This is a genomic window from Isoptericola sp. NPDC056573, from assembly GCF_042793335.1.
In the GTDB taxonomy this organism is placed as follows: domain Bacteria; phylum Actinomycetota; class Actinomycetes; order Actinomycetales; family Cellulomonadaceae; genus Isoptericola.
Genome location: NZ_JBHTUY010000001.1, coordinates 437122 through 449920, shown reverse-complemented (window position 1 = coordinate 449920; position 12799 = coordinate 437122). Strand labels below are relative to the sequence as shown.

Annotated in this window: 10 protein-coding genes; 4 read left to right on the top strand and 6 right to left on the bottom strand. The window is 75.0% G+C overall.

From position 1 onward, the window contains the following. Positions 1–126: 126 nt before the first annotated feature. The 5 genes from ACFQ8E_RS02085 to ACFQ8E_RS02065 all read right to left on the bottom strand — a co-directional run bounded on the left by ACFQ8E_RS02085 (position 127) and on the right by ACFQ8E_RS02065 (position 7367). Positions 127–1170 (bottom strand): 1-acyl-sn-glycerol-3-phosphate acyltransferase, encoded by a 1044-nt coding sequence (locus ACFQ8E_RS02085; protein ID WP_430548903.1) that lies wholly within the window; start codon positions 1168–1170, stop codon positions 127–129. Continuing rightward, complete coding sequence (locus ACFQ8E_RS02080; RefSeq protein ID WP_430548902.1) at positions 1167–2036, bottom strand: patatin-like phospholipase family protein; 870 nt, start codon at positions 2034–2036, stop codon at positions 1167–1169. Before ACFQ8E_RS02080 ends, ACFQ8E_RS02085 begins: the two co-directional genes overlap by 4 nt. Before the next feature lie 69 nt (positions 2037–2105). Next, on the bottom strand, positions 2106–3107 hold the full coding sequence (locus tag ACFQ8E_RS02075; protein ID WP_430548901.1) for a hypothetical protein: 1002 nt from the start codon (positions 3105–3107) through the stop codon (positions 2106–2108). Beyond that, positions 3101–3682, bottom strand: coding sequence for a hypothetical protein (locus ACFQ8E_RS02070; RefSeq protein ID WP_430548900.1), 582 nt, complete (start codon positions 3680–3682; stop codon positions 3101–3103). The genes ACFQ8E_RS02075 and ACFQ8E_RS02070 overlap by 7 nt, the downstream gene beginning before the upstream one ends. Positions 3683–3824: 142 nt before the next feature. Then, positions 3825–7367 (bottom strand): proline dehydrogenase family protein, encoded by a 3543-nt coding sequence (locus tag ACFQ8E_RS02065; RefSeq protein ID WP_430548899.1) that lies wholly within the window; start codon positions 7365–7367, stop codon positions 3825–3827. 53 nt (positions 7368–7420) lie between these two features. Between ACFQ8E_RS02065 and ACFQ8E_RS02060 the strand changes: the two genes are divergently transcribed. Next, positions 7421–8266 (top strand): helix-turn-helix domain-containing protein, encoded by an 846-nt coding sequence (locus tag ACFQ8E_RS02060; protein WP_430548898.1) that lies wholly within the window; start codon positions 7421–7423, stop codon positions 8264–8266. A gap of 9 nt (positions 8267–8275) precedes the next feature. Here ACFQ8E_RS02060 and ACFQ8E_RS02055 read toward each other — a convergent pair whose 3' ends face one another. After that, the gene (locus ACFQ8E_RS02055; RefSeq protein WP_430548897.1) at positions 8276–9562 is read right to left on the bottom strand and encodes an Nramp family divalent metal transporter; all 1287 of its coding nucleotides are present in this window, start codon (positions 9560–9562) and stop codon (positions 8276–8278) included. A 216-nt stretch (positions 9563–9778) separates the two neighbouring features. On the opposite strand from ACFQ8E_RS02055, the gene ACFQ8E_RS02050 reads away from it, so the two are divergent. From ACFQ8E_RS02050 to ACFQ8E_RS02040, 3 genes are all read left to right on the top strand, one after another. Further along, a complete protein-coding gene (locus tag ACFQ8E_RS02050) occupies positions 9779–10372 on the top strand; it encodes a biotin transporter BioY (RefSeq protein WP_430548896.1) in 594 nt (197 codons plus the stop codon). A gap of 246 nt (positions 10373–10618) precedes the next feature. Beyond that, positions 10619–11920, top strand: a complete 1302-nt coding sequence (locus ACFQ8E_RS02045) for a Glu/Leu/Phe/Val dehydrogenase (protein ID WP_430548895.1) — start codon at positions 10619–10621, stop codon at positions 11918–11920. Next, positions 11917–12798, top strand: a complete 882-nt coding sequence (locus tag ACFQ8E_RS02040; RefSeq protein ID WP_430549035.1) for a putative protein N(5)-glutamine methyltransferase — start codon at positions 11917–11919, stop codon at positions 12796–12798. The genes ACFQ8E_RS02045 and ACFQ8E_RS02040 overlap by 4 nt, the downstream gene beginning before the upstream one ends. The last annotated feature ends 1 nt before the right edge of the window (position 12799 follow it).

The window sequence follows — 12799 nt, the reverse complement described above, 5'->3', positions numbered from 1 at the left end:
GGCTGCCTCCGTGAACGGGGTGTTCAGCGCTGCTCGCCTTGTCACCACCATCCCCCAGTCGGCCGCTCCCGGCGCGCAGAACGGCGTGCGTGGCGTCGTCGGCCCGCAGGAGCCGCGGGACGACGGTCACGGCCTGGCGGCGTCGAGGTCCGCGGAGCGTGCGGTGATCCAGGCGTCCACGCGCTCCCACTGCTCGAAGAGCCACAGCTCCCGGCCCTCGACGTCGGCAGGGAGGTCGCCGACGCGCACCAGGGTGCCGCCGAGCACGATCGTCTTGTCCATCGGCAGCTCGCGCCAGATGTCCTTGACCGTGACGAGACGGTCCAGGCCCGTGTGCGCGACGACCAGCACGGCGGCGTCGGGCGCGACGGCGTCGAGCGCGGACAGGAAACCGCCCGTGTGCGGCACCATGACGTGCGGCATGCGCTCGGCCCGGTCGGCGAGGGCGTCCTTGCCGTGGGCACGGAGCGCGTCGATCCGCTGCGCGCGGCGCCGGGGCGTCACGTTGCCCCCCTCGGGGAACAGCACGAGGGCGTCGCCGGGCCCCAGGTCGGCCGAGATGCGCGTGATGGTCTCCGCGGCGCCGGGCTGCCCCGGTCTCCGGCGCGCGACGGGCGTGACGAAGGCCGCGGGCAGCCGGCCCAGGAGGACGTCGATCGCCGGGTCCCACTGGAGCGTGTCCTTGAGGACGATGGCGGGCGCGCGGTGGGCGCGACCGAGGAGGACGTCGACCAGGATGAACGAGTCCCCCGGACCGGCGTGCCGGCTGAGCACGAGGACGGGGACGTCGGGCAGCCTCGCCCCCTTCTCGACCTCGACGACGATGGTCAGCCGCAGCGTCCACCGCACCTGCCAGAAGAGGACGGCCAGCGCGGCCCGCGCCACGGCGACGTGCGCCCGCTGCACCCAGGGGCGGTGCATCGCCAGCCCGAACCCGGACGCCACCCACAGCCCGAACAGCACCACCAGTGCGGCGGCGTCCCACAGCACGTAGAACGACAGCATCCACAGCAGGCGCACCACCCGCAGCCGGCCCGGCAGCAGCCAGGTCAGCGCGGCGCCGACGACCAGCGCGAGCATGATCGACGTCGGCACCAGGAGCACCGCCAGCAGCACCACGAGCGGCGCCAGCACGACCCGCCGGACCCAGCGGGGCGGGGGCGCGATCACGGCTGCCCTGCCGCGTCCGGCGGCGTCGGCCCCGGTGCCGGTCCCGGCGGGGCTGCCGCGAGGTAGTCCCGCGCGGCGGCGTACGACTGGGCGATGCGTGACGCGGTGGAGTCCATGCGCCGGAACGCGCCGAGCTTCTCGTCCCCCGGCAGCGCGCCGCCGGTCGGCAGCACGTGCACGGTCGCGACCCGGCGGGCCTCCTCCAGCTCCCGGAAGTAGCGGTGCCGCCGCGCGATCTCGAAGCTCACGCGCGCGACGTCGGACGGCTTGGACGGGACGGTGAGCGGCTCCTCGACCCGCCCCACCTGCAGCACGTAGACCGTGGTCGCGCCGCGGCGCACGGCCTCGCCGAGCGGGATGGAGTTCACCATGCCGCCGTCCACGTAGTGCTCGCCGCCGATCTCGGTGGGCGGCAGCGCGCCCGGCACCGACGCCGAGGCGAGCACCGCCTCGACCAGCGGCCCGGAGTCGAACCAGTGCTCCGACGCACGCTCGATGCTCGCCGCGGCGACCACGAGGGGCACGGTCAGGTCCTCGAAGGTGGTGCGCTCCCCCAAGGTGCCCGCGATGAGCCGGCGCAGCGCGGCCGGGTCGTACAGGTGCGTGCGGGACTTGGCGAGGCGGCCGAGCTGTCGGTACCAGGCCTCGCCGTAGACCTCGTTCGCCGTCGGGGACGCCCACGCGGCACCGAGGCGGTCGACGACGGCGATGCTCGGGTCGGCGGCGACCGCGGCGCCGTTGATCGCGCCGATCGACGTGCCGACCACGAGGCCGGGCGTCACCCCCGCCTCGAACAGCGCCTGCAGCATGCCCACCTGGACCGCCCCGCGCACCCCGCCGCCGCCGAGCACGAACGCCACCGTCATGGCCGCGATCGTGCCACGACGTCGCACCGACGGCATCGGGACGGCGTCAGCGCCGCACCACGGGTCGCGCTACTGGACGAGGACCTGCGCCTCGCCGATGGCGAGGGTCGACTCGCGCGTCTGGGCGGGCACGTCGATCTCGCCGTCCAGGCCGCCGCCATCCCACTCCGCGGTCCAGTACGCCGTCCCCGCCACCGTGATGTTCCCGGAGCGCCGGTTCTCGGCCCCGTCGAAACCGCACGTCGGGGACGGGCGGGCGTCGCTGCTCACGGCCTCCGACCAGGGGGTGCCCGGCGCGCGCGAGCCCGCGCAGGTGGTCGTGGCGTAGACCTCGCCGGTGTCGTCGTCGGTCAGCGTCCACACGATGCGGTCCAGCCGCCCCTCGACGGTGACGGTGAGCCCGCCGTCCGTCTCGGACTCCGTGATGGGGCCGGTGGTGTTCGCCGCCGGGTTCGCCACCCAGAGCCAGACCGGCATCCCCACGATCCCGATCGCGGCCCCGTCCACCTCTGCCGTCGGCGGCGTCGAGCCGATCTCGCCCATCGTCAGCTGCATGCGGGCGTACGCGCGCTCCGCCAGCTCCAGCGGCGACGGGCCGACCTCCGTGGGCGGCGGGTCCTCCTGCCACAGGCGGAACGGGGCGCAGAGATAGGTGTAGCCCTCGACGTCGTCCAGGCACTCGTCCTCCGGCGGCACGCAGGCGACGATGTAGCCCTCGGTCTTGCCGTCCCAGATCTTGTCGTCCTTCGGGGGCTGCGGGTTGGCCAGCGCCATGTAGCAACCGCGCTCGCTGTTGTAGACGGCCTTGCCCTTCTTGCACGGGATGACGTGCGAGCCGTACTTGCACTCGCGGACGGACCCGTCCCCACCTCCGCCACCGGGGTCCGAGCCGTCGTCGCCGTCGTCGCCCGGGCAGGTCACCTCGCCGCCGACGTTGCCGTCGTTGTCGGCGCCTCCCCCACCCGTGCAGGGTGCGGCGACGGCAGGGGCAGGGGTCGCGACCGTCGGCGCGACGGCCGCGCCGGTGAACAGCATCAGCACGGCCAGGACCCGCGCCACCCGCCTCAGCACGACTGCTCCGTGTCCGCCTCGCGGCTGTCGATGCCCCATCGGTCCTCCCCGCGCGCGCTCATCGTGTAGACGACCGTGAACCGCTCCGGCACGCCCTCGGCCCGGGGGACCTTCGCGCCGTCCTCGTCGAGGGTCGTGACGCCGGAGGTGTCGTTGCAGACCTCGAGGGTCACCCGCTCGTCGCCCGGCGAGTCCCCGCCGGGGTCGAAGTCGCTGGCCTGCACGTCCGTGAAGGTCGCGGCGCCCTCGGTCTTCCAGCCGTCGGCGACGCGCTGCTCGTACGTCGTCCGCTGGGCCTGCCACTGCTCGTCGTCGGTCCAGAAGCCCTGCATCATCTGCCAGCTCGCGAAGCCGTCGTTGCCGACCTTCGCACCGAGGTCGTAGAAGTCCTGCAGCGTCTGCTCGGCGGCCTCGACAGCCTGCTGCTCGGCCGCGTCCACGGTGGGCGAGGGGCTCGGGCTGGCCGGCAGGACGGCGGCGGGTTCGTCGGCCTCCGGCGAGCAGGCCCCGAGGACACCGACGGCCACGACGAGCGCGCCGGCCACGAGGGCAGCGCGCGTCCGGGTCTGGTGCATGGGGATCCTCGGCTCGGGTGCCGCTCGATGCGCGCGGACACGTCGTGGGGGTGTGTCGCGCGCCAGGATAGCGCGCGAGCCCGCCGCGGGACGGAGGTGTCCGTCCCGCGGCGGGCTCGCAGCGGGGTCGCGGCGGGGCCGCTCAGGCGTGCACGTGCCCGTACCGGTGGCGGGTGCGGCTGACGGCCTGCTCGCGCACGACGGCGAGCAGCTCGCGCCGGCCGCTGGCGACCACCGGCGCGTCGAGCACGGTCACGGTGCCGAGGCGGGTCGCGGCCGCCTCGCGCAGGCCCGGCGCACGGCCGACCACGCGGACGCGGCCGGTGACGCGGCCGGCCGCGACGGCGGCGGCGAAGTCCGCGTGGGACGTCGGCGCCTCGTGCGGCACGCCCCAGCCGCTGTCGGTGTCCGGCACGACCACCGCGGGCACGCCCGCCCGCTTCGCCGCGGCGAGCACCCGCCGCACCTCGATCGGCAGGGCGCCGTCGCCGACGCGCACGGTCAGGCGGTCGATGGGCCGGTAGCGGAAGGTGTTCTCCTCCACCCGCAGGCCGGACTTGTCGTGCCCGACGCCGATCTCGGCCGCCCACGCGGCGTCGTCCGACGCCTGCGCCGCGGCGAGCCAGCCCTCGGGGTCGTGGGTGCGCGACGGCACGCCGTCGGCGTCCGCCCACGCGCCGAGCTCGGCGACGTAGTTGGGGCCGCCCGCCTTGGCGCCCGGGCCCACGGCCGAGGCCTTCCAGCCGCCGAACGACTGCCGCTGCACGATGGCGCCGGTGATGTGCCGGTTCACGTACACGTTGCCCGCCTCGACGCGGTCGAGCCAGGTGGCGATCTCGTCGTCGTCGAGGGAGTGGATGCCCGCGGTGAGACCGAAGTCCACCTGGTTCTGCAGGCGGATCGCCTCGTCCAGGTCCTGGGCGGTCATGATGCCGAGCACGGGGCCGAACACCTCGGTGAGGTGGAAGAACGACCCGGGCGCGACGCCGTCGCGCAGGCCCGGCGACCAGAGCCGGTCGGCCTCGACCCCGGCGGCGGCCGCCGCGTCGTCCAGGCGACGCGGCCGCACGAGCCACGACTCCCCCGGCTCGAGGGTCGTGAGCGCGCGCAGCAGCTTGCCCTGCGCGGGCTCGGTCAGCGGCCCCATCACGGTCGACAGCTCGGTGGGCGAGCCCACCGCGAGCGACTGCACGGCGTCGACGAGCTGGCGGCGGAACCGCTTGCCGGTCTCGGTGGACGGGTCGCCCACCGAGCCGACCAGGATGACCAGCGACGCGGCCGAGCACTTCTGCCCGGCGTGGCCGAAGGCGCTCTTGACCAGGTCGGCGACGGCGAGGTCGAGGTCCGCCGACGGCGTCACGACCAGCGCGTTCTTGCCCGACGTCTCCGCGAGCACCGGGCGCTCCGGCCGCCAGGAGGCGAACAGCTCTGCCGTCTCGATGGAGCCGGTGAGGATCACGCGGGCCACGTCCGGGTGCGTCACGAGGTGCTGGCCGAGGTCGCCGTCGGGCACCCGCAGGAACTGCACGACGTCGCGCGCGACCTGCGGGTCGAGCCCGATCTCCGGCGCGACCTCGTCGAGCCCGGCGTGCACGGCCTCGATCGCCAGCTCGTAGCAGCGCGGCGTGGTGGGGGCCGGCTTCGCGAGCACGGTGGACCCGGCCGCGAGCGCCGCGAGCGCACCGCCCGCGGGGATGGCGACGGGGAAGTTCCACGGCGGGGTGACCAGCGTGACGCCGTCGGGTGTGAACGTGGCGCCGTCCACCTGCTCCAGGGCCTCGGCCATCGCGGCGTAGTAGTTCGCGAAGTCGATCGCCTCGCTGACCTCGGGGTCGGCCTCGGCGACCGTCTTGCCCGGCTCGTGCACCATGGCGGCGACGAGGTCCGTGCGGCGCGCCTCGAGCTCGCGGGCGGCGGCGCGCAGCACGCGCGCGCGGTCGGCGGGCGCGACGGCGGCCCAGGCGCGCTGGGCGGCGACGGCGCGGGAGACGGCGTCGTCGATCGCCTGGGTCGAGGTGATCTCGGGGGCCTGGACGGGGACGAACCCGGAGTCCGGCCCGACGACGCTGCGGGCCCACGCGCGGTGGCCGGCCACGGCCGGGTCGGTGTCGACGGCGTTGCGGAACGGCTCCGCGGAGGGGCAGCCGGCGGCGGTGGGCGCGGTGCCCCCGCCGGAGAACCGGTCGCGACGGCGCGGCGCGACGTCCACCGGCTGGTAGTGCACGCCGTGCCTCACGGACGCGCGGAAGGCGAGCTCCTGGCGTTCCATGGCCGTGGCCTCGACGCCGTCGTCGCCGCCGGCGGGAGCGAAGGCGGCGTGCAGGAAGTTCTGCTCGGCGGCGTTCTCCTCGAGGCGGCGCACCAGGTAGGAGATCGCGACGTCGAAGTCCTCGTCGCGCACCACCGGCGTGTACAGCACGACGTGGCCGCCGTCCTTGGCCACCTCGTCGCGCACGAGGCGCGCCTCGATGGGGGCCATGCCCTGCAGCATCTCGATGTCGAGCCCCTCGGTGACGCCGCGGCCGCGCGCGAGCAGCACCGCGAGCGCCACGTCGAAGAGGTTGTGCGACGCGACCCCGAGGCGGACGGCGGCGGTGCGGTCGGCGCGCAGGTGGTGGTCGAGGATGCGCACGTAGTTGGCGTCCACGTCCGGCTTGGTCGGGTAGGGCGCCTGCGCCCAGTCGTGCAGCTCGGCCTCGACGTGCTCCATCGCCAGGTTGGCGCCCTTGACGAGGCGCACCTTGATGCGCGCGCCGCCGTCGGCCACGCGCTTCTGCGCGAACTCGGTGAGCTCGTCGAGCGCGCCCATCGCGTCGGGCAGGTACGCCTGGAGGACGATGCCGGCCTCGAGGTCGCGGAACTCGTCGCGGTCGAGCACCTGCGTGAAGACCGCGGTGGTGAGCGCGAGGTCCTTGTACTCCTCCATGTCGAGGTTGAGGAAGACGCCGTGGTCGCGCGCGGCCCGGTACAGGGGCAGCAGGTGCTCGACGACGCGCTCGCGCGAGCCGTCCAGGTCCCAGGTGACGAGCTGGGCCGCGACGGACGACACCTTGACGGAGACGTAGTCGACGTCGGGCCGGCGCACGAGGTCGATGGTGCGCTGCAGGCGGGCGGCGGCCTCGTCGTCGCCGAGCACGGCCTCGCCCAGGAGGTTGACGTTGAGGGTGTAGCCCTCGGCGCGGGTGCGGGCGAGGTGCTGGGTGAGCCCCTTGCCGGCGTCGGCCACGAGGTGGCCGACGAGCTGGCGCAGGCGCACCCGGGCGGCGGGGACCACGACGGAGGGCAGCACGGGCGCGACGACGGCGCCGACCTTGAACAGCGTGCGGTCGACGGGGCCGAGGAAGGTGGCCGAGCCGGCGTCCCGGCCGAGGCGGGCGAGCGCGGTGGCGGCGACGCCGACGTCCTGGGGGCGCGCGACGTCGTCGACGAACCCGACGGCGAGCTCCAGCCCGGCCGGGTCGGAGACGAGCGAGCCGAGCCGCTCGGCGGTGGCGCGCGTCTTCCGGTCCGCGCGGGTGGTCGACCCGGCCTGGCCGGACGAGCCGGAGGCGACGGCGATCCAGTGGTGGGCGAGGGCGACGGCGTCCTCGACGAGGGCTTCGGCGCCCTGCTGGCCTGCGACGGTGTCGGCGCTGCGCACGGCGGAGGGGGTGGCGCCGCCGCGCGCCGGAACGGAGGTACTCATGCCACCAGGGTGCGCCCTCGGCCCAGGGCCCGTCTTGTACGATCGGGCCCGCGATGGGCGCAGATTCCGACAACACCGGCGACGCCTCGGGCGACACCTCGAGCGGCGCCCTCGGCGACCCCTCGCCGGCCCGCGACGACGCGTCCACGGACGTTCCCGGCACCGCCGCCCTGATGGCCGCCCTGTCCCCCGTGATGGTGGACCTGATGGACGAGCTGTCCGACGTCATGTTCTGCGCCAAGGACGCCGACGGGCGCTACCTCGCGGTGAACCAGGTGTTCGTGCGCCGCACCAACGAGCGCTCCCGCCGCCAGGTGCTGGGCCGCCGCGCCGTCGACCTGTTCGTGCCCGAGCTGGCCGAGCGCTACGAGGCCCAGGACGCCGAGGTGGTGCGCACGGGCCGCCCGCTGCGCAACGAGCTGGAGCTCATCCGTCGCGTGGGCGGCACACCCGGCTGGTTCCTCACGGCGAAGCTCCCGGTGCGCGACGGCGCCGGGCGCGTGGTCGGCCTCGTCTCCGTGTCGCAGGACCTGCGCTCGGGCGACGCCGACGACGCGACGATGGACGCGATGGCCCGCCTGGTCGCCGCCGTCGAGCGGCACCTCGACACCTCGCCCGGCGACCCGCTGTCCGTGGCCGACCTGGCGCGCCTGTCGGGCAGCACGCCCGCCGTCCTGGACCGCCGGGTGCGCAAGGTCTTCGGGCTCTCCCCGCGCCAGCTCGTGCTGCGCACGCGCGTGGACCGCGCCGCGCACCTGCTGACGTCCACGACGACGCCGCTCGCCGAGGTCGCCGCCGCCGCGGGCTTCTACGACCAGCCCTCGTTCACGCGGACCTTCGCCCGGCTCACGGGCGAGACGCCGTCGTCGTTCCGCCGGCGCGCCCGCGCCGCCGGCTGAGCCGGCGCCTCAGCCGAGGACCGGCGCCAGCGCCTGGACGAGCTGCTGCACGCCCAGCACGACGAACATGCCGGCGATGACGACGAGCGCCACGTTGGTCAGCGGCCGGTTGCGCCACCGCTCCGGCACCCGCGAGGAGTTCATGAGGAACAGCAGCGTGATCGCGAGGAACGGCATGAACAGCGAGCCCAGCACGCCGTAGGCGACGACGAGGGCGATCGGCTGGTCGAGCAGGAGCAGCAGCATCGGCGGGAACGTCAGCCACAGGATGTAGAGGCGGTAGTACGAGCCGCCCGCCTTGCGCCGCGGGTCGTCCTCCGAGAGCCCGCGCGCGGTGGCGACGAAGTCGGCGAACATCAGCGACACGCCGTTCCACACGCCGAGCACCGACGAGAACGACGACGCCCAGAACCCCACGAGGAACAGCGGCGCCATGAACGCGCCGTAGCGCTCGGCCAGCACGTCGGCGAGGTCGACGAGGCCGCCCTCGCCGTCGGCGATGGTGATGCCGGAGGAGTAGAGCAGCTCGGCGCCGACGATCAGCATGGAGATCACGAAGACGCCGGAGATCACGTAGGCCATGGCGTTGTCGATCCGCATGACCTTCATCCAGCGCGGGGTGTGCCAGCCCTTCTCCTTGAGCCAGTACCCGTACGCCGCGAGCGTGATCGTGCCGCCGACGCCACCGGCGAGGCTGAGGGTGTAGATGATCGAGTCCTCGGGGATCCGCGGCACCAGGCCGCCCAGGATCTCGCCGATGTTCGGCAGGGTGAGGACCGCCGAGCCGACGATCGTCACGAACATCACGCCGACGAGCACCGCGATGACGTACTCGAACATCTTGTACTTGCCGAGCCAGACGACCGCTGCCCCGATGAGGCCGGACATGATCGCGAACCAGATCAGGTCGACCTGCGGGAACAGCGCGACGAGCGGCAGGGCCGAGCTCGACATCGCCGCGGCGCCGTAGCTGAAGCCCCACACCACGATGTAGATGCCGAAGTAGACGCTGGCCCACGCGCCCAGCGACTTCCAGCCGTCGAAGATCGTGCGGCCCGTGGCGAGCGACCAGCGCCCGGCGCCCTCGACGAGCACGATCTTGATGAGGACGCCGAGGACGGCGGCCCACATCAGGGTGTAGCCGAAGCGGCTGCCCGCGACGAGCGTCGCGACCAGGTCGCCGGCGCCGATGCCGGTGGCGGCGACGACGAGGCCCGGGCCGACGATGCGCCAGCGTGGGCGTTCGTCCCTGAGCTCGTGGTCGAGGGCGGGAGATGCGACGTCCTTGTCAGCCATGTCGCCGGAGGCTACCGCACGGGTGTTGCGGGCATCGGAAACATGCCGGGCAGGTCCGATCTCGCCGTCCCGGGCCGTGCACGAATCCCACAATCAGACGGCCCCAGCACGCCGATGGACACCGCGCCTGTGTATGAGTCGTACAAATCCGTGCCCTGCGCTCTTGGCGACGTCCGGCCATGACCGCGGCCGGGCCGAGCACCTAGCGTCGTCGTCATGACCGCAGCCACCCTCTCCCTCTCCCCCGCCCGCCCGCGCCGCGTCCTCGCGGACCTGCTGCCCGGGGCCCTCGCCCGCGACGCCGTGCTCGTCGTCGCGGTGGCCGCCCTCACCGCCCTGGCCGCGCAGGTCGTGATCCCCGTGCCCGGGCTGCCGGTGCCCCTCACCGGCCAGACGTTCGCCGTCCTGCTCGGCGCCGCCGCCCTCGGGCCGTGGCGCGGCGCCGCCGCCCAGGCGGTGTACCTCACCGCGGGCGTCGCCGGCCTGCCCGTGTTCGCCGGCGCGACGGCGGGCTGGGAGTCGGTCGCCGGCGCGTCCGGCGGCTACCTCGTCGGCTTCCTCCTGGCGGGCGTGGTCGTCGGGGCGCTCGCGCGCCGCGGCGCCGACCGCCGCGTGCTGTCCACCGTCGGCACCTACGCCCTCGGCACCCTCGCCGTCTACGCGGTGGGCGTGCCGTGGCTCGCGGTGAGCACCGGGATGCCCGTGGGCGCCGCACTGCTCTCCGGCGTTGTCGTCTTCCTGCCCGGCGACGCGCTCAAGGCCGCGCTCGCGGCCGCCCTGCTGCCGACCGCCTGGCGGTTCGTGCGCTGACGCACCGCCGGTCGAGCGTGTCGAAAGCGCCGTCCCTCGGTCTCGACACGCTCAACCGGCGGCATCGTCGGGTCAACGCCCGGACACGGCTCCGTAAGGCGGCGGGTTTCGCCCGCTGGAGGGTGCGCGGGAGCGGCTACGGTGGGCGCCGAGGCCCACCATCCCGGGCCGCGCCACCCCTGCCGGGGCCCCTGACCGGGGCCCTCGGCACCGTGTCCTGGAGGACCCGTGACGACGACGACGTCGATGACCTCGACACCCCTGCCCGACACCCCGGCCGCACCGGCCGCCGCCCCCGCGCCGAGGGCGAGCTCCCCGCTCGACACGGCGCACAGCCAGCTCGCCAGCGCCGTGGCCGTGCTCGGCTACGACGAGGGCCAGCGACAGATGCTGGCCACCCCCCGCCGCGAGATCCACGTGGCCGTGCCCCTGCGGCGCGACGACGGCGAGACCGTCCTCTTCCACGGCTTCCGCGTGCAGCACAACATCACCCGCGGCCCCGGCAAGGGCGGGCTGCGCTACGCGCCCGGCGTCGACATCGACGAGGTCCGCGCCCTCGCCATGTGGATGACCTGGAAGTGCGCCATCGTCGACCTGCCGTACGGCGGTGCCAAGGGCGGCGTCGCCATCGACCCGCGCGACTACTCGACGGCCGAGCTGGAGCGCGTCACCCGCCGGTACACCTCCGAGATCATGCCGATGATCGGCCCGGACACCGACATCATGGCGCCCGACATGGGCACCGACGAGCACACGATGGCATGGGTCATGGACACCTACTCCGTGAACCGCGGGTACACGATCCCCGCCGTCGTCACCGGCAAGCCCCTGGCGCTGGGCGGCTCCCGCGGCCGTGGCACCGCCACCAGCGCCGGCATCGTGCACGCCACGGCGGCCGCGCTCGGCGAGGCCGGCGTGCCGCTGACGGACGTCACCGTCGCCGTGCAGGGCTTCGGCAAGGTGGGCTCGCACGCCGCCGCGATCTTCGCCGCGCGCGGCGCGACCGTCGTCGCGGTGAGCGACCAGTACGGCGGGCTCCGCAACGACGCGGGCCTCGACGTCCCCCGCCTCCTCGCGCACGTCGCCGCCACCGGCTCCGTCGTCGGCTTCGACGGCGCCGACCCGCTGTCCAACACCGAGCTGCTCGGCCTCGACGTCGACGTCCTCGTGCCGGCCGCCGTCGAGGGCGTGCTCGACGGCGTCACCGCCGCGGGCGTCCGGGCACGCTGGGTGGTCGAGGGCGCCAACGGCCCGACCACCACCGACGGCGACCGCGTGCTCGCCGCGAACGGCGTCACCGTCGTGCCGGACGTGCTCGCCAACGCCGGCGGCGTCGTCGTCTCCTACTTCGAGTGGGTGCAGGCCAACCAGACCTACTGGTGGTCCGAGCAGGAGATCGCCGACCGCCTCGAGCACCGCATGACCTCCGCGTACGGGGACGTCTCCGCGCTCGCCAAGCGCGAGGGCCTGTCGCTGCGCGACGCCGCGCTGGTCATCGGCGTGCAGCGCACCGCGGAGGCGCACCGCATCCGGGGGCTGTACCCCTGAGCACCGACCGGACGGACCCCGCGGCGCCCGCGGCCGGCGACCTGGAACCCCTGGTCGCGCGGCTGCGGGCGGCCGGCTGCGTGTTCGCGGAGGACGAGGCGGCGCTGCTGCTCGAGGCGGCCGCGCGCCCGGAGCCGGCCGCTCGGCGCCGCAGCGGAGGTGCCGACGCCGTCGACGGCGACCGCCTCGAGGAGCTGGTCGCCCGGCGCGTGGCGGGCGAGCCGCTGGAGCACGTGCTGGGCCGGGTGGAGTTCGCCGGCCGCTCCTGGTCCGTGGGGCGCGGCGTGTTCGTGCCCCGGCGCCGCACCGAGCTGATGGTCGGCGCGGCGCTCGCGCTCCCCGCCCCGGCCACGGTGCTCGACCTGTGCTGCGGCTGCGGCGCGGTGGGCGGCGCCGTGCTGCTGGGGCTCCGGGCCGCGGGCGCCGCGCCGGTGCTGCACGCGAGCGACGTCGAGCCCGCCGCCGTCGTGCACGCCCGTCGCAACCTCGGGCCGCTCGGTGCCGCCGTGCACGAGGGGGACCTGCTGTCCGTCGTGCCGGCGATGCTGCGGGGACGCGTCGACCTGCTGCTGTGCAACGCGCCCTACGTGCCCACCGGCGCCATCGCGACCATGCCGCCCGAGGCCCGCGACCACGAGCCCGCCGTCGCGCTCGACGGCGGGGCCGACGGCCTCGACGTGCTGCGCCGCGTGGTGGCGGCCGCCCCGGGCTGGCTCGCCCCGGGCGGGTCGCTGCTCTTCGAGGTCGGCACCGGCCAGGTCGAGGGCGCGACCGCGCTCGTCGAGGCGCACGGGCTGCGGGCGACCGTCGTCACCGACGACGACCCGGACGCCGACGACGCCACCGGCGGCACCGTCGTCGTCGCCACCGTCACCTGAC